The following is an 18729-nucleotide window of genomic DNA, read 5'->3' as shown; positions in this document are numbered from 1 at the left end:
GAATGAGTACAGACGACAGACTGAACCAAGCGCCCGCTGAGGAGGGCATGTACGAGCAGGATCTTAGCGAACAGAGGAAGATCAGAAGGCAGAAACTGAAGGATCTGCAGGAAGCAGGACGCAATCCGTACCTGAATGAGACCTGGGACGTGACGGCGCACAGTCAGGACATCAAGGATAATTTTGAGGCGCTCGAAGACCAGGAGGTCTCCTGTGCCGGTCGAATCATGAGCAAGCGCGTCATGGGTAAGGCTGCCTTCTTTGACATTCAGGATAAGCAGGGCCGCATCCAGTGCTACATCAAGAGAGACGACATCGGCGCTGAGGAATACAAGTGGTTCAAGACCTACGACATCGGTGATATCGTAGGCATCGAGGGTCTGGTATTCAAGACCAAGACCGATGAGATCTCCATCCACGTGCAGAAACTGGTGCTTCTGTCCAAGTCTCTGCAGGTGCTGCCAGACAAGTGGAACGGCCTGAAGGACCAGGATATCCGCTATAGACAGCGCTACGTGGATCTGATCATGAACCAGGATGTTCGTGAGACCTTCATGAAGAGAACCAAGATTATCCACGAGATGAAGAGGGTCCTGGAGGAGGATTATGGATACATGGAAGTGGACACCCCGATCCTGACTCCGATCGCAGGTGGTGCCAACGCCAGACCGTTCTCCACCCACCACAACACCCTGAACATGACCCTTCATATGAGAATCGCCAACGAGCTCTACCTGAAGAGACTGATCGTCGGCGGTCTGGACAGAGTCTACGAGATGGGCAAGATGTTCCGTAACGAAGGCATGGACCGGAACCACAATCCTGAGTTCACCTCCATGGAGTGCTACATGGCCTACGGCAACATGGAGAGTACCATGGATGTCACCGAGCAGCTGGTCTACAAAGCACAGATGGCAGTCAACGGGACTCCGATCCTGAACTACCAGGGCAAGGAATTCGACGTGACTCCGCCCTGGAGACGCCTGAACATGACCGATGCCGTCAAGGAGATCACCGGCGTGGACTTCAACAAGATCGATAACGACGAGGATGCTGTCGCCGCCGCCATCGAGTACGGTATGGATGAGGAAGAAGCAAAGGCTCTGGGTAACCGTGGCAAGCTGATCGCGGAGTTCTTTGAGGAATACTGCGAGGACGTTCCGGGCTACCTGGATGGGCCTGTGTTCGTGGTAGGGCATCCGGTGGAGGTTTCCCCGCTGGCCAAGAGAGATCCTAAGGATCCTCGCATCACCAGACGTTTTGAGGCATACATCAACGGTTGGGAGATCGCCAATGCCTTCTCCGAGCTGAATGACCCCATCGACCAGTACGAGCGTTTCGCCGAGCAGCAGGCAGAGCTGAACGCCGGCATCGATGATGAAGCCCACCCGATGGATCTGGACTTTGTCAATGCCATCGAGGTGGGTCTGCCTCCGACAGGCGGACTGGGCGTAGGTGTGGACAGAGTGATCATGCTGATCACCAACTCCCAGAGCATCCGCGACATCATCCTGTTCCCGACCATGAAACCAGAAGGCAAGATTATCCACGAGAAGAAGGAGATCGACCTGTCCAAGGTGAAGGTAGAGCCTCTGTTCGAGGAAGTGGTGGACTTCGAGACCTTCAGCAAGTCCGACTTCCGCGCCGTGAAGATCAAGGCCTGTGAGGCAGTTCCCAAGAGCGACAAGCTGCTGAAGTTCGTCTGCAACGACGGCTCCGGCACCGACCGCATCATCCTCAGCGGCATCCACCCCTGGTATGAGCCAGAGGAGCTGGTAGGAAAGACCGCCCTGGCGATCACCAACCTGCCGCCGCGGAAGATGATGGGCGTCGAGTCCAACGGCATGCTCTGCTCCATGCTCTACGACTACGAGGGCAAGGAAGAACTTGACTTCATCATGCTGGACAAAGACATCCCGGCAGGCGCAAAACTATATTAAGAGTAAAAGACCAAGTCAGGACCACCGGCTCAGCCGGTGGTTTTTTTGTTGACAGATAGTACAGATTGTGTATATTACAAATAAAGATATATCATAATCCGTACTAGGAGGAGACGATCATGGGAAGAACAGCAAATAGCGGAGCGCTTACGGAAACGGTTACATATATTCTATTGCGACTGCATCGACCGGCGCACGGCTATGCCCTGATGAAGGACATCGCGCAGATGACAGACGGACGGGTGAAGCTTGGTGCAGGTTCCCTCTACGGAGCATTGGACACCTTACAGAAGAAGGGGTGGATCAGAGCGCTTGACGAGCATCCGCAGGACAGACGGATAGAGTACATCATCACAGACACAGGGAAGAAGTTTTTTGAAAAAGAACTTCTCCGTCTGCAGGAACTCCTGCAAAACGCAGAGAAAATAAAGGAGGTACCCTATGAAGATGACCGCTAAAAAGGTCTTTCTGGATATCCAAAAGGAAGAAGATTGGTTGAACGAGCAGGCGTACTTTGATTTCCTGGAGCAGACCGGGATCTCCCAGTTTCTGTTGGGGCTCTACCTGTTGGTACAGACTCTGCATTCTATACAGGAACGGAGCGTACCCTTTTGGTTCGTCGTCGCTGTCGATGTTGGCTTGATGATTTCTGGAATGATCTTCTTTGTTCTGTGGCTCCGAAAACACAGGAAATACGCCATGTCTAAAGACGAAAAGGACATCTGGGAAGCCTGACCAAAGCGTGAAGAGGCATGCGCTTCAGGCTTTGTGCTCCGGAAAAGCGGTTGACTTTAGTTATCGGATATGATAATATTTCGTTGCAGGGGATTATCGTATGTGATAAGTGCTGGGGAGAACCGGAAGGAGAAGCGTTATGAGTGAGAAGGATCGGAAGAAAGGCAAGGCTGAAGTCGACAGGAACTCCCTGCGCTATCGTACCGCCAGGCAGCTGTATGCCCAGCGTCTCATGTGCCAGATGAGTCAGAAGGATCTGGCGGAGCAGGTGGGCACCCAGGTGCCCAATATCTCCAGGATGGAAAGTGGCAGGCAGAACATCACGGTGGACTATGTGGAGGCACTGGCGAGCGCCATGGGCCGGGAGGTGGAACTGGTGCTCCGGGATGTCCATCCGGGGTATGGGGACTCGGAGATCTACTGCCTCCGTCTCTACGACGAGGAACTGGTGCGGTTTCGGATGGTGCGGGAGGAATATAAGCTGGAGATCTCCGTGCTGGAGGTCAACGAGGAGAAACGAGATCTTTTCCCCCTGGATCTGGAGGTAAGTCCGGAGGGGATCATCGAGTGGCTGAGGAATCGGGTGGTCCCGTCGAACCGGGAATTTGTTGGGAAGATTCTGGTAGCGTTGGGGTTGGAGATCAACGATCTGAAGGGGATCATCGATGTGTGTTTTGGTTTGTCCCTGAATGATAGCTATTGGGTGGTTCCCGTCGGGTTTGACGGCAGTTTCGGCCAGTACAACCTTTATGAGAATCAATTCAGTAAGGCACTATCGTTGATCGCATATGCTGGATATGGAAAAGCCCATCGAAATTTCCAGACTACCCCGGAGCTGACCACCGGGGGCATGCTCCGGAAGGCCTGGCGTTACAAGGAGAAGGAGAGCATCTGGCTCTACAAGAGCGGCACCGAGGGTTTTGCCAATGCGGGGAATGAGCCCTACTGTGAGTACTATGCGGCGCAGATCGCAGAGAGGATGGGGCTTCATGCGGTACCTTACGAGCTGGAGAACTGGCACGGCATACTGGCTTCCAAGTGCAGGCTCTTCACGGACATCGATACCGCCTACATTCCCATCGGCCGAATCGTCCGTACAGGGGGCATTGATGCGGTGATCGACTTCTACAAGGAGCTTGGAGAGGACTGCTACCAGGAGCTGGCCAGTATGCTGGTGTTCGATGCGGTCATCATCAACGAGGATCGACATTACGGGAATTTCGGTCTGTTGCGGGACAACCATACCGGGAAGTTCATCGGGCCGGCGCCGATCTTTGACAATGGGCTATCCTTGTTGTGCTATGCTAAGAAGATCGATTTTGAAAACGGTATCGAGGATTATGTGGAGACCCGCACCAACCCCTACGGGGGGGACCGGCAGTTCATGGATCTCTGCAGGATGGTCATGGGCCCCAGGCAGAAGGCACAGCTCCGCAGGCTCATCGGCTTCCGGTTCCGGGAGAGCGACCTGTGCAACCTGCCCTCTTGGAGGATGCAGGCCATCGAGGAGATCATTCAGGAGCGGGTACGGATGCTCCTGGCCATGTAGGTCTACTCCTCCATCATCCACACCATGTACGCCACAGCCAGATCCCGGAACAGCTCGTGGTCGGTCCGGTCCGGGGAGCCCAGCAGTTCCTTCATCCGGGCCAGTCGGTAGCGGACGGTGTTGGCGTGACAGTGCAGAGCGGCGGCGGCAGTGAGGATGTCGCCGCCGCCTTTTACGTATGCGGAGATGGTTTCCTGGTAGCCATCCAGCTGCTCCCGGCAGCGTGCCGCGTATTCCCGTAATTCTGTGGTGCCGGCCAGGGGCATCAGCGCCGCGTAGGCGCCCAGTTCTTCGTAGCGGCTGAGTCCTTCCCCCCGCACAAAGCCTGCCATCCGCCCGTACCACGCCTGGCGGATGGCGACATCCAGATTCCCAGCCGGGTGGACCTGGCTGAGGAGGGTGTGTGACGCTTCGGACGGGATCCGGAGCTGCTCAAGCGCCTCCTGGAGAACCACCCGGTGGGCTTCCTCGGTGCTTTGGTCCGAGGTGATCAGCAGAAACAGTCCGCCATCATACCTGATTACCAGAGCCTTTTTCTTCAGGTGTTTGCTCATATAGTAGGCACGGTAAATACGGGCGATGTCAAGCTCTGGGCTCTTCAGGTAGAGAGCGGACACCGACCGGCGCAAAAGCAGGGAGATCCCGTGGCGGGCAGTGTCGATGTCGCCCGCCGCGGCCGTCCCGTGGACCATGTTCCGGAGCAGGTCTTCGGACAGATATCTGGCGTCATCCTGCTCCACAGCGGTCATGATCTCGAAGATAATATTCTCAAACCAGGAGCCTTCCTCGATGAGGAAAATCGGAAAGCTGTGCTCCTCGCCGTAACGGAGCACCTCCTCTGGGAGCACGTTGTATATCACCTGTTTGCAGGCAAGGCCGGCGACTCCGGCTTTGTGAAAAAACCAAAAAATGCGGTATATTATTGTGTAACTTACAAACGACGTAGAGTTGATCCGTGCTATACTGAACTCAGTTAAGTAAACGGAACACCATTTCCAGGGAGGTACGGAATGAATATCAAGACCTTTAACAAAAATCTCAGCAAGAAATCCCCCATCCTCTATAGGTGGCGGGATGAATTGCCTTGAGCGGCAGAAAATGAAAAATCATCAAAAATAAAAAAGAACACTTGTTCCCATCTCTCGATTGTGTTATAATGTAGGAAAGAAATCAATTCAGTCGAATGAAAGAGAACAGGCGGGACAATGAGAGAATTGGATCATAATCAGCATTCAGTATATTCACTTTATTACCATTTGATCATGGTCACCAAATATCGGCGGAAAGTCATCGATCATGATATATCGATGAGAGGAAGAGAGATCTTCGAACGGATCGCATTGGGCTACGGGATCACGTTGGAGGAATGGAACCATGATCGGGACCATGTCCATGTCATGTTCCGGGCGATCCCCGCCACAGAGATCAGCAAGTTCATCAATGCGTATAAAAGCGCAAGCAGCAGACTGCTGAAGAAAGAGTTTCCGGAGATTCGGAATAAACTGTGGAAGGAAGCGTTCTGGAGCCAGAGTTTCTGCCTGATGACAGCAGGCGGTGCCCCCATCGAAGTGATTCGGCAGTATATCGAGAGTCAGGGGGAGAAGAGATGAATCGCGCGGTAAAGTGTCGGATCCGACCGACCAGGAACCAGGAAGTAATGATGGAGAAGACCTTCGGATGCTGCCGTTTTCTGTATAACCGGATGCTCTCCGACCGAATGACGGGAGATGTCCTGGGGGAGCCGGTAAGACCGCGGCCCGCGATGTACAAGAAAGAGTATCCGTGGCTGTCAGAAGTCGATTCTCTCGCTTTATGCAATGTGCAGATAGATCTGGAAGCAGCCTTCCGAAATCACAGAGACCGAAGAGGGATCGGATATCCGAGATACAAGTCGAAGCATCACAGCAAACGCAGCTATACGACGAATGTAGTGAATGGGAACATTCGTGTCGAGGGGAAGAAGCTCCGGCTGCCGAAGATCGGAATGGTGAGAATCAAGGTGCATCGGGAGATCCCGGGCGAATGGAAGCTGAAGTCCGTTACGGTAAGCAAAGAGGCGAGTGGGAAATACTTTGCATCGCTGCTGTTTGAAGTTCCGGAATGTGAAAGCCAAGCGGAAGGAACGATAGAAGAGAAGAGATGTTTGGGGATCGATTATGCGATGGATGGACTGGCGGTGTTCTCTGACGGAAGCAGAGCAGCGTATCCGGGATTCTATCGGAAGGCAGAGGAGCGGCTTGCGAGGGAGCAGCGGAAGCTCAGCCATTGTGAGAAAGGGAGCCACAACTACGTCAGGCAAAAGCGGAAAGTGGCAGTCTGTCATGAGAAAGTGCGGAACCAAAGGAAGGACTATCTGCATAAGCTGAGTAGAGATCTGGCGGACCGCTATGATGTGATCGGAGTGGAAGACATCAATATGAAAGCGATGAGTCGGAGCATGCATTTTGGGAAGAGCGTGATGGGCAACGGATATGGGATGTTCCGGGACATGCTGGAGTATAAGTTGGAGGACCGAGGGGGAAACCTTGTGAAGGTAGACCGTTTCTTCCCGTCGAGCAAGCGATGCAGCTGCTGTGGGAGGATCCGGAAGGACCTGCGTCTGAGAGACCGGGTCTATCGATGCAGCTGCGGAAATACTATGGATCGTGATGTCAATGCAGCGATCAATATCCGGGAGGAAGCGATAAGAGTTTTGGCATCATAAATACAAAAGTAATACGAAGAAAACAGAACCGTGGGGCACACGGGGATAGCTCGTTGATACTGACAGAAGTATCTGTCTTGAGCGAGAAGCCCCCACTTCTAGGCATAGCGAAAGTGGTGGGAGCATGTCACAGTTGAACGTTGGATGGATGATCACGAGACGAAGTGCAGGTACAATCTGGCAGACATGAGGCTCAGCTATAGCCACATCAAAGGCTCGCCGGAGCTGCTGGCTGGCATCGCCAGCCTGTACCAGGACGTGAAGGCGGAGGACATCGTGCCTATGCACGGTGCCATCGGAGCCAACTATCACGTGATCAATACCCTGATCGAGCCGGGCGACAACATGATCTCCGTCATGCCCACCTATCAGCAGCACTACTCGATCCCCGAGTCCCTGGGAGCAGAGGTGCGCATCGTGCCTCTGAATCTGGAGAACCACTTTCTGCCGGACATCGACCTGCTGAAGAGCCTGGTAGATGATAATACCAGAATGATCACCCTCAACAGTCCTAACAATCCCTCCGGTTCCGTGATGCCCCTGGAGCAAATGAAAGCCATCGTCGAGGTGGCCCGCAGCGTGGATGCCTACGTTCTCTGCGACGAGGTATACCGGGGTATCACCGAGGACGGCAGCTATATGCCATCCATCGTGGATATCTACGAGAAGGGCATTTCCGTCGGGAGCATGTCCAAGACCTTTGCCATGGCAGGCGTTCGATTGGGGTGGTTCGTTTGCAAGGACGGATCGCTCATCGCCCGCTGCCACGAGCGCCGGGACTATGACACCATCAGCTGCCCGGTGATCGATGATCGTCTGGCTGCGCTGGCCCTGAAGAACAAGGACGCTCTGCTGGCCCGCAACAGCAAGATCGTGCTCACCAATCGGCAGATCCTGGACGACTGGGTGAATGCCACTCCAGGAGTCTACTACCAGAAACCAGAAGCAGGTACCACCGCATTGGTTTACTACGGTAAGGAAATGGGGTCCAGAGAGCTTTGTGAGAGGCTGCTTGCTGAGAAAGGCGTGCTATTCACCCCAGGCGAGTGCTTTGAGATGGAAGGGGCCGTACGCATCGGTTATGCCTTTGATTCCAAGGAGTTGAAGACCGGTCTGGACCTGTTCGCAGAGTTCCTGAAGGAGATTTAAATGAAGAATAAGTACATCGCCAAGCGGTATTGGAAGGACAAGTCCACTGCTATGGGCCAGTCGGATGAGATGGCAAAGAAATTCAGCGATGTGATCGACCTGTCCCTGGGAGATCCGGATCTGATCACCGACAGCCGGATCATCGAGGCGGCGTTCCGGGACGCCAGGGAGGGACACACCAAGTACACCGATTTCCGGGGAGATCCGGAGCTGCGGGCAGCCATCTCAGATTACTATAGAGAAGAGTTCGGTATGGAGGTCGCAGATGAGGAGATCTTTGTGTCCACCTCCGCCTGCGAAGGAATGTATCTGGTGCTGGAAGCCATCCTGGACGATGGCGACGAGGTGATCCTGCAGGCACCGTTTTTCACACCGTATCCACAGCAGGTGGAGTTGGCCCGAGGCATCCCGGTGGAACTTCCCACCTATGAGGAAGAAGATTTCCAGATCAGTGTGGAGCGCCTGGAGGGGCTGATCACCGAGCGCACCAAGGCGCTTATCATCAACTCCCCAAGCAACCCAACAGGTAACTGTTTGACCACAGAGACCATGGAGAAGATTGCGGCAATTGCGGAGAAGTACGACCTGCTGGTCATTGCCGACGATATCTATACGGCATTCAGCTATCAGACGGAGTTCGTGCCCTTCGCGTCCCTGCCGGGGATGCGTAAGCGCACCATCGTCCTGAACTCCTTCTCCAAGAACTTCACCATGACAGGCTGGCGCGTAGGCAACATCATCGCACCGGCAGAGATCATCCGGGTGGTCCAGCAGATCAACGAGAACGTTGTGTTCACCGCGCCGTCAGTGTCCCAGCGGGCAGCACTGTTCGCCCTGCGGAACCGTAAGGAGATCCAGCCGCCCATGGTAGAGGAGTATCGGAAAAGGATGTTCTATGCCGCGGAGCGGGTCAACCAGATCCCAAAGCTCAGTGTGCTGTACCCGCCCAAGGGATCATTCTACCTGTTCATCAATTGCAAGGCCGCCGGCCTTTCCAGCGAGGATGCCAGCGCTCTGCTCCTGGAGAAGGCCCACGTGCTGACCCTGCCGGGCAACGCCTTTGGAGACTGCGGCGAAGGGTTCCTGCGGATCGCATGTACCGTCAGCGTAGAACGGCTGGGGGAGGCCTTCGACCGGATCGCCGCTGTGCCGGAATTGCAGTAACGAAAAAGGGGATGTCCCAAACGGTATGATTCCGTATTTTGGGACATCCCCACTGATGACTATCTATCCTAACCATCCAGGTTCGCCATATTGAAAAACTCTAATTCGACACCACTCTTCTTGTGCTTCATAATGGCAAAGATTTGACCTTCGTCGATGTCCACGGAGCTGCCGTTATGCAGTTTGAGTTCTTTCGAGGTCTTGCTGTCCCAGCCACCGATGTAGATCAGTTTCCAGTCCTTGGAAGGGATGATGTTGATCGTACCGTGGAGTCCCTTGTGCGCATCATTAGAATAATCAGAGCTTGCGTTGAAGAATCCTGCGTATTGGGTGCTTCCTACCTTGAAACTGGAAAAGCCGTTGGTGTAGGTGATCACCGTAAGTTTTGTCTTGTATTTCTTGGCTTTCTTGGACCATTTCTTTCCATTCCATTTCTTGGCGTAGAGGGTGAGTTTGGTTTTGCCAGGTTTCTTGATCTGCAGATAATAGCCCTGCATCTTGTCGTGTTTGATCACAGCTACCTTCTTTTTGCTGGACTTGCTCTTGGTGAATTTGAACTCCGGGTTCAGCCAGATGCGATTGGCTTCTTTGTCTCCGGTCTTGTAATAGAAAACAGTCAATTTCTTGTCCATTGGACGGGACGCAGCCGATGCGGTCTGTGTGAACGCCGGCAGCGACATGGTGACCAGCAGAGCAAAGGTCAGTACTGTGACGAAGAATAATCTCTTTCCTGTGTTTACCATAGGCGTCCTCCTCTGTAACTGTCGTATAACTTCTTCTGGCCAAAGTATCGCACAGGACGAAGGCTTTGTCAATAGAGCGCCCGGATGTAGCGGCGAAGAAGCCAGGTCGCGGCCAGCATCATCACGCACTCCGTGACAGGCTGTGCACAAAGCAGTCCGAGAAACCCCCACAACCGGTTGAACAGCAGAAGCAGGGGAATGAACAGCACAAGCTGGCGGCAAATGGTGATCCCCAGGGCGTACAGCGGCTTCCCTATGGACTGGAAGGTGGCGCGGCAGCTGGAGATCGCCCCCACAAAGGGCAGGATCCACATGTTGATGCGGAGCACCTTGCTTCCAATGGCGATGACCTCCGTACTCTGGGTGAACAGCCCGATGAGCAGCGGTGCGCCGAGCCCAAAGATCCCCATGACACAAAGCTCTATGCCCCCGATGACCAGAATGTTGGCCTTTAGCAGCCGGAGCATGCGGGGGTAGTTGCGAGCACCGTAGTTGTATCCCATCAGAGGCTGCAGGCCGGCAGCGAACCCTTGATAAACGTAGCTGCCCAGAGACATGATTTTTTGGGAGATGCCCATGGCGGCTACTGTCAGTTCGCCGTAGCCTACCGCCAGATTGTTCAGTACCACGAAGGTGGCGCTGGTCAGCAGCGTCTCCAGAGAGGCGGGCAGACCCACCCGGAAGATCTCACCGATGATGGCAGGGTCTGGTCGCAGGTGGTAGCGATGGAAAGTCAGGAGGGTCTTTCTTCTGGCATAGTAGACAAGGAAGAGGGCGACGCCCAGCGCGTTTCCCAGCACGGTGGCGATGGCAGCGCCCCGTACACCCATATGCAGTCCAAAGATGAAAAGCGGGTCCAGCACCACGTTGGCCACGGTGCCCAGTACCATGCCGATGACGGAGTATTTCACGGATCCTTCTGCGCGCAGGAGCTGGCCGAAGGAGTAGTTGCCGATCAGGAAGAAATCTCCCAGAAACAGTGCCTGTACGTAAGCCTTGGTGTAGGCTGTCGTTTCGGCGGCGGCCCCCAGCATGCGGACGATGGAATCCAGCAGCCCCAGTCCTGTGGCGGCAATGAGAAGGCTGAGGACCAGGGTGACCTGGTAGCCGGCCAGCAGGGTGTGCTCGGCTTTGTCTGTGTTACCCGCGCCCAGGCTGCGGGCGATGAGGGAGGAGGCGCCGGTGCCCACCATGTTGCCAAAGGCAATCATGATCATCATCACCGGGTAGCCCAGATTGACGGCAGCCATCTGGTAATCCCCCGGCAGCATGCCGATATAGAAGGTATCTACCAAATTGTAAAGCACCATGATGAACATGCCCGCTACCAGCGGCAGGCCCATCTTCAGGACCGCCTTGTGGGGGACTTCGTCACGCATGGTGATGATTCGCTTGTCTTCTTTTTCCATGTCAGTTCCTTTCGCACAAAGCCTTCGCCGCCCCATCGCCCAACGCCCGCCACCGGGCAGCGATCAGAGATAGTCGCCCAGCGCCTCCTGCCAGGCGTCGATCAGCCGTTCCAGTGACCAGGCGGCGTTGGCCGGGCTGGTGGAGGGCAGGCGAATCGCCTCCATCCCTGTGACGGGGCGCAGATAGCGGTCGTAATATTTCTGTGCGGCAGCACCGTTGGCGACGATCACCTGAATGGCACAGTGTTCCGTGATCCGGGCGATGTCCACCGGGACGATGCCGCGGATGCTGGCATCGCTGGAGCCCTCGATCTCACAGCTTTCGATGCTGTCCCATAGGGCAATGCCGTGGCGGAGCACCAGCGCGCGGCGGGCGGCGACCAGTGGGTCTTCCCCGGGAGGCTCGGTCGCCGCGCCGCCGGTTGCCGCGTTGCCGGATGCCGCGTTGCCGGATGTCGGCGAGCCGACTGGGGTCCCGGCGTTGGTCGGTATCGCTTCGCCGGCACTTCCACGCGGGCCGTTGACTGCGACCGGCACCGGCTCGCCAGTCAGGGCAGCGATGACCTTCCAGAACCGGTTCTGGGGGTGCCCGTAGTAGAAGTTTTGTTCCCGGGATTTCACAGACGGAAAGCTGCCCAGGATCAGGATCCTGCTGTTCTCGTTAAAGACGGGTCCGAAACCGTGGGTCTGGTGCTGGCGCATGGGGGCCTCCTTTTGGGGGCGGTTGCGGTGGCAACCGCGGTGTATGCTGTTGCGGCGGCGGGCATGGTGTGTGTCGCCCGCCGCCGCGGTTTCTCCGAACAGTATTATAGTCTTGCGGGAATGGGATGTCAAACCAGGTACATCGGGTACAATCCGACCGACTGGCTGGTTCAGCCTCCTCTCGATATTCCGTCCACACGATTCCGTGCCCACACGGCGCTCCCTTTTTCCGTCAGATGATTATGCAGATAGTATTGACGGAAAAAAAAGACTGGTTTTGGTCTTACGGCTCGTGTGGAAATGCAACAAATAGGATGTATTTACAATTCTGGAAAACTGAACGTGGTTTTTGGGAGGAATTGTGCCAATTCGCCCACTATAGACCTCATTATCTCCTGTGACTACCCTTTTTGGCCCCCTCGATTTCCGTCATATGGAGTCGGATGCACAAAGTAACGGAATCCCAGTGTGACCAATGGCGTATGAATGGATATTACATCATCATATCGCGCCAAATATCCACGGCAAGATCACTGCGCCAATATCCTCAGGGCAATCCCCACAGGCAAAAGGCCCGGGCGCAACACCCGCCACTATTAACACAGGGCAGAAAGAAAAACTGAGGCTCCTCACGCTTGCACTGCGCATGGAACCTCAGTTCTTTGATTTGTCTTATTATGGGTTTTTGTATAGTATTATGAGAAAGTTGTTGTTATGAGAAAGTTGTTATGTTAAGAAAGTTTTCTATAGTTTATGTGAGTGTAATTCTATTCGCCTGGGTGTTCGTCTATGGCATCATCTCCTTTCGATGGTTTAAGTATAGCGGAGATATGTGATGGACAGAGCATTGTCTCTTGCGAATTCCATGAACGGTTTGTGGAGGTTTCTGCGCAAAAGCATCACAAAGCCATCACATAACAAGGCTTTGTCTTCTAAACAGAGGGAAACCGTGGTATAATAAAACACAAGAGAATCTATCGGAAATAGGACGTGTAAGGAGGGAACCCATGGAACAGGTTCGTTGGTCGAAATACATCGTTTCGCTGATTTATGTTGTGCTGGGTGCGATCATCATCGCGCAGCCGACCATCATCGGCAAGTCGTTCTGCATCATCCTGGCGGTGACGCTGGCCATCATAGGTGGAGCCAGCATCGCCAGTTACATCCTGACGAAGGTAGAACACCGGGTGGCAGAGGGCAATAACGGGCTGGCATACGGCATTATCCTCATCGTGCTGGCGGTGTTCATCATGCTGCAGCAGGAGCTGGTGATCTCGTTGATCCCCTTCATTCTGGGGCTGATGATCACCATCCGGGGAGTGATGATGATCCAGTATGCCGTCAACCTCAGGAGGTTTGGGTACGGCGATTTCAAGGTCAACCTGATCATCGCTGCCCTGGTGACCGTGTTTGGTCTGGTGATCATGCTCTTCCCCTTTGAGATGGCGAACGCGTTCTTCATTGCCATGGGGGTTGGGTTAGTGTTCGGTGGTGTCATGGACATCGTGGCGAACATCCTGATGGGCAGAGAACTGAAGAAGTTCAACAAGGAAATGGAGGAATAGTATGGTTTACGTATATCTGGCAGAGGGCTTTGAGGAAGTGGAGGCGCTGACCACCGTGGACGTGCTCCGGCGTGCGGGGGTCGAGGTGCAGACGGTATCCATCACCGGGAACAAAGCCGTCCGTGGTTCTCACGGCATTACGGTAGAGGCAGACATTCTGTTCGTGAACGCGGACCATGAGAACTGTGAGATGCTGGTGATGCCCGGTGGACTCCCGGGAGCGGAGTATCTGCAGAACCACACAGGGCTGAAGGAACAGATCCAGAGGTTCGCAAGAGAGAACCGGAATATCGCGGCGATCTGCGCGGCGCCCATGATGCTGGGGGCCCACGGGGTCATTGCAGGGCGCCGCGCCACCATCTATCCGGGCATGGAAGAGAAACTGGTGGGAGGCACTGCCACGGGCGAAGCCGTCACGGTGGACGGGAACATCATCACCGGTCAGGGGCCGGCCAAGGCCATGGCTTTTGCGCTGGCACTGGTGGAACACCTGAAGGGCAGAGGCGTTCGCGACGAAGTGGCAGCAGGCTTGTTGTTTGAAAAATAGGAGGATGGCATGAAAAACAGACCCAGCGCACGAAGGAAGACAGTCACAGGCTCCGGTCATGTCAGCCGGCCAAGCGGAGGATCCGGCAGCGGATTCGGAGGTCACCACGGCGGACATGGCGGAAGCTCTGGCGGACACGGCGGCGGCAGCTTCGGGGGTGGCAACTACGGCGGCAGTGGTCACGGAGGAGGGTTCCCCACCAGGGCTGCCGGCGGCATGGGCCTTGGCACCGTTGTATTGCTGGTGCTCGTGTTCCTGTTCTCCGGAGGCAACCTCTGGGATCTGGGGGGCGGCGGTGACTACACGGATGTGATCAGTAGCGGCAACGGTGTCAGCAGCGGATGGCATCAGGAGTCCAACTCCGGGAAGCTGAACACCCAGGTGTCCAGCCAGGCGAGGGAGAAATTCACGACCATCAAGGGGAATGGCAGGGACAAGGTCACCCTCATGGTCTTCATGTGCGGCACGGACCTGGAGTCCCGGGCGGCCATGGGCACCAGCGACCTCAACGAGATGCTGAAGGCAACGCCTTCCGACAACGTGAACGTGCTGGTCTATACCGGCGGCTGCCGGAAGTGGAAGAACAATGTGGTCAGCAGCCGCTGCAACCAGATCTATCAGGTGAAGAACGGCCAGTTCCAGTGTCTGGTGAAGAACGCAGGTACGGGTGCCATGACGGATCCACAGACGTTGACTGAGTTCATCCGGTTTTGTGCCAAGAACTTCCCGGCAAACCGCCAGGATCTGATCCTTTGGGATCACGGAAGCGGCTCCGTGGCGGGCTACGGTTACGACGAGAACTACGGCAACGGCGACTCCATGAAGATCAACGAGATCCGTCAGGCGCTGAAGGACGCCGGGACCAAATTCGATTTCATCGGATTCGATGCCTGTCTGATGGCTACCTATGAGACGGCGCTGGCTCTCAGCGACTACGCCGATTACATGATTGCCAGTGAAGAGGTGGAACCGGGCATCGGCTGGTACTACACCGGCTGGCTGTCCGCCCTGGCGAAGGATCCTTCGCTTCCCACTCTGGAAGCGGGGAAGATCATTGCGGACGATTTCACCAAGGCATGTAACCAGCAGTGCCGTGGCCAGGCGACCACGCTGTCTGTGGTGGATCTGGCGGAGTTCTCCCAGACGCTGCCGGCAGACATGAAAGGCTTCTCCGGCGCGGCGGTGCGTGCCATCGAAAGCGGAGAATATCAGGATGTGGCCAGTGCCCGGAGTGGATGTCGAGAGTTCGGAAAGAGCGCCGGCATCGACCAGATCGACCTGGTGGATTTTGCGGCGTTGATTGGAAGCGGGGAAGGCAAGGTCCTGACCAAAAGCCTGCTGCAGTCTGTCAAGTACAACCGGACCAGCGGCAACATGACCAACGCCTATGGCCTCTCCATCTACTTCCCGTACCGTCAGCTCCGGAACGTGGATTCCATGACGGACACCTACCGGAAGATCGACATGGACACGGACTATGCCAAGGCCATCAAACGATTTGCCCAGATGCAGGCCAGCGGACAGGTGGCAGGGGGCAACCAGATGCCATCTTTGTTCGGGGGCAGCGGGAGCGGCGGCGGACAGGCCGTCAGCGGTCAGGATATGGCGCAGCTGCTGCAGACTTTGTTCTCGGGGCAGTTGGGCAACTATGCCAACTACGGGCTGGAAGGTCTGGGCCGCAGCAACACTCGCTTCCTCACGGAGGACCCCATGTCAGCGGAGGAAGTAGCGGACTACATCGGTGAGAACCGTATCACAGCGGCGGACCTGAAATGGCAGAAGAACGGGGACGGCAAGTCGGTGATCCAACTCACCGAGGAACAATGGTCTGCGGTGAGCATGGTGGACAAAGCCCTGTACATAGAGGATGGAAGCGGATACATCGAGATGGGAGCAGATAATCTTTATGATTTTGACGAAGATGGCAATCTGTTGCCGGATACGGATATCGACTGGCTGGCCATCGACGGACAGCCGGTGCCTTACTATCATATGGACACCGTCGAGAAGGGCGAGGGCAAGTACATCGTCACCGGCCGGGTGCCGGTGTGGTACAACGGCCTGGCGGCCAACCTGCTGATTCGGTTCACCGAGGCTTCTGAATACGGGGAGATCATCGGTGTGGATCTGGACTATGACGAGAGCGTGACCCAGACCCAGGCCAAGACCATCCGCGGTCTGGCCAAGGGGGATCAGCTGAAGTTCCGCGCCAGATATTACAACAGAAATGGCAGGGAGAAGGACGAGTTCCAGCTGGGCAAGACCCAGAAGGTCAGTGACCCGTCTGCGATCGTGGTGAGCAACGTGTCTCTCCCCGACAACAAAGCCCACATCTTGTACAAATTCACCGACATGTACGGCAAGACATACTGGACGCCAGAGATCAACTAAGAACGCCAGCGGGCGGCGCAACACATACTGTGTGCGCCGCCCGTTTTCTATATTTCCCAGCTTTCTCCGTCGCGTTTTATATGGACCACCCGGTCTGCATAGGCCGCGTTTTCTTTCAGTGCGCAGAAGCGATCGGTGAGGTCGAACTGTCCCCACTGGTGCATGGGGAAGATGACCCGGGCGTCTGCGTACTGCATGTATTCCTGAATGGTCAGCGCCCACCCACGGGCCTTCTCCGGCCGTGGCTGCATCCACCCGTCCGCCCGCCGGTGCAGCGGGAATTCTTTGTAGTACCAGTCAGCCGCGAATTCTTTGTCCAGCCTGGGATCCATCGAAAGCATGGCCACGTCAGCGGTGCGCCCGGCGATGCGCGCCAGCTCCTCGTGGTACATATGCACAAAGCCTATGTTATGCGCTGTCCCTTCCCAGATCCAGTTGCTGTGATCACCGGCATGGTAGATCTGCTGTCTTGCAGCGCCATCCGCCGCCGTACACCAGAAGGCGATGCCTTCATCGGTAGAGTGGAGGGTCTCAACCTTCAGAAGGGAGTCCTGGTAGGTCTCGTGCGGCTGCAGGATATGGGTCTGTTTGCAGTTGGCTGGCGGGATATCCCGCGGGTCGATGTCGTGCCCAAGCAGGAAGGTGACCAGCGCAGCGTCCCCCGCCGTGCCCGTCGCCGCGCGTCGGTCAGCCAGGCTGTAGATCTTCCGGCTGTAATGGTCACTGTGGCTGTGGCTGGTCAGCACGTAGAGCGGCTTGGCCGGATCCAGTTCCGGTAATGTGCCGCGGAAGTAGTCGAAGAGCAGATAAAGGCTATCTGTCTCCACCAGAAAAGAACTGTGGTGAATGAACGTGATTATCATGATTTTTTTGGACCGCGCCATTGTGCGCGGTTTTTCCTTTCCAAAGATTGGTCGAATGTTTTCAGAGTCTGCAAGAATTTTCACAGGCATGCCTGGAATGCGTAGGGGAATAATCGCAAATATTAGCGATTATTCCATACGGTTTTTCCTGCATGCATGACGTACTTATATGTGCAGATGCGCGGATGCACAGGCGCGAGGATTCACGGATGCACAGGCGCGCGGATTCACGGATGCACAGGCGCGCGCATCTGTGGGGGGCTGGACGGTATGCGGCCGGGCTAGTTCAGCACATAGGTCTTGACGTTGCGGCGTCCCCAACTGTAGCATTCCTTGGTGCTGTGCATGTAGAGGTCGATGATGTTGCCCTTAACTGCGCCACCGCAATCGTTGGCTACGGCGGTTCCGTATCCCTCTACCCAGAGCTTTGTGCCATAGGGAATGACCTTGGGATCCACCGCGCAGGTGCCGTAGTGGCAGGCCTGGCCGGTGGCGCCATGGGCGTTCTTGCCGGCGTAGTAGGCTGTGGCGTTGGCAGTGAAGATACGATCATAGGTCACCTCGCCGTCCTCGCCGGTGGCACTGGTGCCCAGGCGGACCTTGTTGTCCTTCGTCTTCCGCAGCCACTTAGAGAGCTCCTTCTTGGTCTTTTTCTTCTTGCCGTTGACATAGGTGGTGGTATAGGTGTATTGCGCCTTGCCATCGTGGCCGTCGGTGCTTTGGAGCTGGCCGGAGGGAAGGGAAGAATCCAGGGTGAGGATGTCTTTGGCGGGGATGACCTCGTCCTTCGTCTTCACCTTGTAGGTGACCTTCTTCACCACGATCCGGGTATCGGCAGCCACTGTTTTGTCCAAGGCGGGCTTGATGATGTCATCCTCGGTGACCGCGACCTGATTGCGCCTCAGGTTCTCCTTCACCGTGCCGGGGTAGAGCAGCAGAGTCTGCTTCTGGCCGGCGATCTCCGCTTCCCGCTCCACTGGACGCTCCACACTGATCTTGTGGCCGCTTCCCAGGGGCTCTTCGCCGGAGGTCAGCACCACGTCCGTCTTTCGAAAGTCCTCAGGATGCTCCGCCACAAAAGTGCCCACATCGGGAGCACGGGTGATGTGGCGCTGGGTTTTGGTGCCCTCCACGGTCAGGTACTCGATCTTAACAGAATACTTGTAGAGTTCTGTGATGGCGTAGGTGAGTCCAGCCAGCAGAAGGCACAGGAGCACCAGAATGATGATCTGGTGGCGCATCTTGAATTTTGGTTTTCGTTCTTCCAT

General features: G+C 55.7%; 16 protein-coding genes and 1 pseudogene. 11 read left to right on the top strand and 6 right to left on the bottom strand.

The features are described from left to right. The first annotated feature begins 2 nt into the window (after window positions 1-2). From lysS to P156_RS0106720, 4 genes are all read left to right on the top strand, one after another. Entirely contained in the window at window positions 3-1940 is a 1938-nt protein-coding gene (gene lysS, locus P156_RS0106735; protein WP_051600764.1) for a lysine--tRNA ligase, read from the top strand. A gap of 119 nt (window positions 1941-2059) precedes the next feature. Next, entirely contained in the window at window positions 2060-2398 is a 339-nt protein-coding gene (locus P156_RS0106730; protein WP_027869464.1) for a PadR family transcriptional regulator, read from the top strand. Beyond that, window positions 2382-2675: a hypothetical protein gene (locus tag P156_RS0106725; RefSeq protein WP_027869463.1), complete on the top strand. Its 294-nt coding sequence runs from the start codon at window positions 2382-2384 to the stop codon at window positions 2673-2675. Before P156_RS0106730 ends, P156_RS0106725 begins: the two co-directional genes overlap by 17 nt. Before the next feature lie 139 nt (window positions 2676-2814). Continuing rightward, a complete protein-coding gene (locus P156_RS0106720; RefSeq protein WP_081818487.1) occupies window positions 2815-4224 on the top strand; it encodes a helix-turn-helix domain-containing protein in 1410 nt (469 codons plus the stop codon). Window positions 4225-4226: 2 nt separating this feature from the next. On the opposite strand, the gene P156_RS0106715 is transcribed toward P156_RS0106720, so the two are convergent. Next, window positions 4227-5084, bottom strand: coding sequence for a PucR family transcriptional regulator (locus tag P156_RS0106715; protein ID WP_034802340.1), 858 nt, complete (start codon window positions 5082-5084; stop codon window positions 4227-4229). A gap of 345 nt (window positions 5085-5429) precedes the next feature. Here P156_RS0106715 and tnpA point away from each other — a divergent pair, with 345 nt between their 5' ends. From tnpA to P156_RS0106695, 4 genes and pseudogenes are all read left to right on the top strand, one after another. Continuing rightward, window positions 5430-5834, top strand: a complete 405-nt coding sequence (tnpA, locus tag P156_RS0106710) for an IS200/IS605 family transposase (protein ID WP_027869460.1) — start codon at window positions 5430-5432, stop codon at window positions 5832-5834. Beyond that, window positions 5831-6928, top strand: a complete 1098-nt coding sequence (locus P156_RS0106705) for an RNA-guided endonuclease TnpB family protein (protein ID WP_027869459.1) — start codon at window positions 5831-5833, stop codon at window positions 6926-6928. Before tnpA ends, P156_RS0106705 begins: the two co-directional genes overlap by 4 nt. 135 nt (window positions 6929-7063) lie before the next feature. Further along, window positions 7064-8077 (top strand): annotated as a pseudogene (locus P156_RS11905) (aminotransferase class I/II-fold pyridoxal phosphate-dependent enzyme); the annotation flags it as partial. Next, a complete protein-coding gene (locus P156_RS0106695; RefSeq protein WP_027869458.1) occupies window positions 8078-9241 on the top strand; it encodes a pyridoxal phosphate-dependent aminotransferase in 1164 nt (387 codons plus the stop codon). A 68-nt stretch (window positions 9242-9309) separates the two neighbouring features. On the opposite strand, the gene P156_RS0106690 is transcribed toward P156_RS0106695, so the two are convergent. The 3 genes from P156_RS0106690 to P156_RS0106680 form a co-directional block, all read right to left on the bottom strand. Continuing rightward, entirely contained in the window at window positions 9310-9984 is a 675-nt protein-coding gene (locus tag P156_RS0106690; protein WP_027869457.1) for a hypothetical protein, read from the bottom strand. A gap of 68 nt (window positions 9985-10052) precedes the next feature. After that, the gene (locus tag P156_RS0106685) at window positions 10053-11393 is read right to left on the bottom strand and encodes an MATE family efflux transporter (protein ID WP_027869456.1); all 1341 of its coding nucleotides are present in this window, start codon (window positions 11391-11393) and stop codon (window positions 10053-10055) included. Between the two features lie 63 nt (window positions 11394-11456). Continuing rightward, window positions 11457-12095 (bottom strand): uracil-DNA glycosylase family protein, encoded by a 639-nt coding sequence (locus tag P156_RS0106680; RefSeq protein ID WP_027869455.1) that lies wholly within the window; start codon window positions 12093-12095, stop codon window positions 11457-11459. Window positions 12096-13102: 1007 nt separating this feature from the next. On the opposite strand from P156_RS0106680, the gene P156_RS0106675 reads away from it, so the two are divergent. From P156_RS0106675 to P156_RS0106665, 3 genes are read left to right on the top strand one after another with little or no spacing between them, the layout of a single operon-like run. Next, a complete protein-coding gene (locus tag P156_RS0106675; RefSeq protein ID WP_027869454.1) occupies window positions 13103-13660 on the top strand; it encodes an HdeD family acid-resistance protein in 558 nt (185 codons plus the stop codon). A 1-nt stretch (window position 13661) separates the two neighbouring features. Beyond that, the gene (locus P156_RS0106670) at window positions 13662-14207 is read left to right on the top strand and encodes a DJ-1 family glyoxalase III (protein WP_027869453.1); all 546 of its coding nucleotides are present in this window, start codon (window positions 13662-13664) and stop codon (window positions 14205-14207) included. Between the two features lie 9 nt (window positions 14208-14216). Then, window positions 14217-16598, top strand: a complete 2382-nt coding sequence (locus tag P156_RS0106665; RefSeq protein ID WP_027869452.1) for a clostripain-related cysteine peptidase — start codon at window positions 14217-14219, stop codon at window positions 16596-16598. 47 nt (window positions 16599-16645) lie between these two features. On the opposite strand, the gene P156_RS11900 is transcribed toward P156_RS0106665, so the two are convergent. Next, the gene (locus P156_RS11900; protein WP_185752157.1) at window positions 16646-17461 is read right to left on the bottom strand and encodes an MBL fold metallo-hydrolase; all 816 of its coding nucleotides are present in this window, start codon (window positions 17459-17461) and stop codon (window positions 16646-16648) included. A 281-nt stretch (window positions 17462-17742) separates the two neighbouring features. After that, the gene (locus P156_RS12830) at window positions 17743-18729 is read right to left on the bottom strand and encodes a G5 and 3D domain-containing protein (RefSeq protein WP_051600758.1); all 987 of its coding nucleotides are present in this window, start codon (window positions 18727-18729) and stop codon (window positions 17743-17745) included.

Source organism: Eubacterium sp. AB3007 (genome assembly GCF_000688015.1).
Taxonomy (GTDB): Bacteria; Bacillota; Clostridia; order Peptostreptococcales; family Anaerovoracaceae; genus Aminicella.
This window is presented reverse-complemented; position numbering and strand designations above follow the sequence as displayed.

What these genes read in the sequence shown, in the direction of transcription:
- lysS (WP_051600764.1), top strand. Translation starts at nt 3, where the DNA reads ATGAGTACAGACGACAGACTGAACCAAGCGCCCGCTGAGGAGGGCATG.
- P156_RS0106730 (WP_027869464.1), top strand. Translation starts at nt 2,060, where the DNA reads ATGGGAAGAACAGCAAATAGCGGAGCGCTTACGGAAACGGTTACATAT.
- P156_RS0106725 (WP_027869463.1), top strand. Translation starts at nt 2,382, where the DNA reads ATGAAGATGACCGCTAAAAAGGTCTTTCTGGATATCCAAAAGGAAGAA.
- P156_RS0106720 (WP_081818487.1), top strand. Translation starts at nt 2,815, where the DNA reads ATGAGTGAGAAGGATCGGAAGAAAGGCAAGGCTGAAGTCGACAGGAAC.
- tnpA (WP_027869460.1), top strand. Translation starts at nt 5,430, where the DNA reads ATGAGAGAATTGGATCATAATCAGCATTCAGTATATTCACTTTATTAC.
- P156_RS0106705 (WP_027869459.1), top strand. Translation starts at nt 5,831, where the DNA reads ATGAATCGCGCGGTAAAGTGTCGGATCCGACCGACCAGGAACCAGGAA.
- P156_RS0106695 (WP_027869458.1), top strand. Translation starts at nt 8,078, where the DNA reads ATGAAGAATAAGTACATCGCCAAGCGGTATTGGAAGGACAAGTCCACT.
- P156_RS0106690 (WP_027869457.1), bottom strand. Translation starts at nt 9,984, where the DNA reads ATGGTAAACACAGGAAAGAGATTATTCTTCGTCACAGTACTGACCTTT.
- P156_RS0106685 (WP_027869456.1), bottom strand. Translation starts at nt 11,393, where the DNA reads ATGGAAAAAGAAGACAAGCGAATCATCACCATGCGTGACGAAGTCCCC.
- P156_RS0106680 (WP_027869455.1), bottom strand. Translation starts at nt 12,095, where the DNA reads ATGCGCCAGCACCAGACCCACGGTTTCGGACCCGTCTTTAACGAGAAC.
- P156_RS0106675 (WP_027869454.1), top strand. Translation starts at nt 13,103, where the DNA reads ATGGAACAGGTTCGTTGGTCGAAATACATCGTTTCGCTGATTTATGTT.
- P156_RS0106670 (WP_027869453.1), top strand. Translation starts at nt 13,662, where the DNA reads ATGGTTTACGTATATCTGGCAGAGGGCTTTGAGGAAGTGGAGGCGCTG.
- P156_RS0106665 (WP_027869452.1), top strand. Translation starts at nt 14,217, where the DNA reads ATGAAAAACAGACCCAGCGCACGAAGGAAGACAGTCACAGGCTCCGGT.
- P156_RS11900 (WP_185752157.1), bottom strand. Translation starts at nt 17,461, where the DNA reads ATGATAATCACGTTCATTCACCACAGTTCTTTTCTGGTGGAGACAGAT.
- P156_RS12830 (WP_051600758.1), bottom strand. Translation starts at nt 18,729, where the DNA reads ATGGAAGAACGAAAACCAAAATTCAAGATGCGCCACCAGATCATCATT.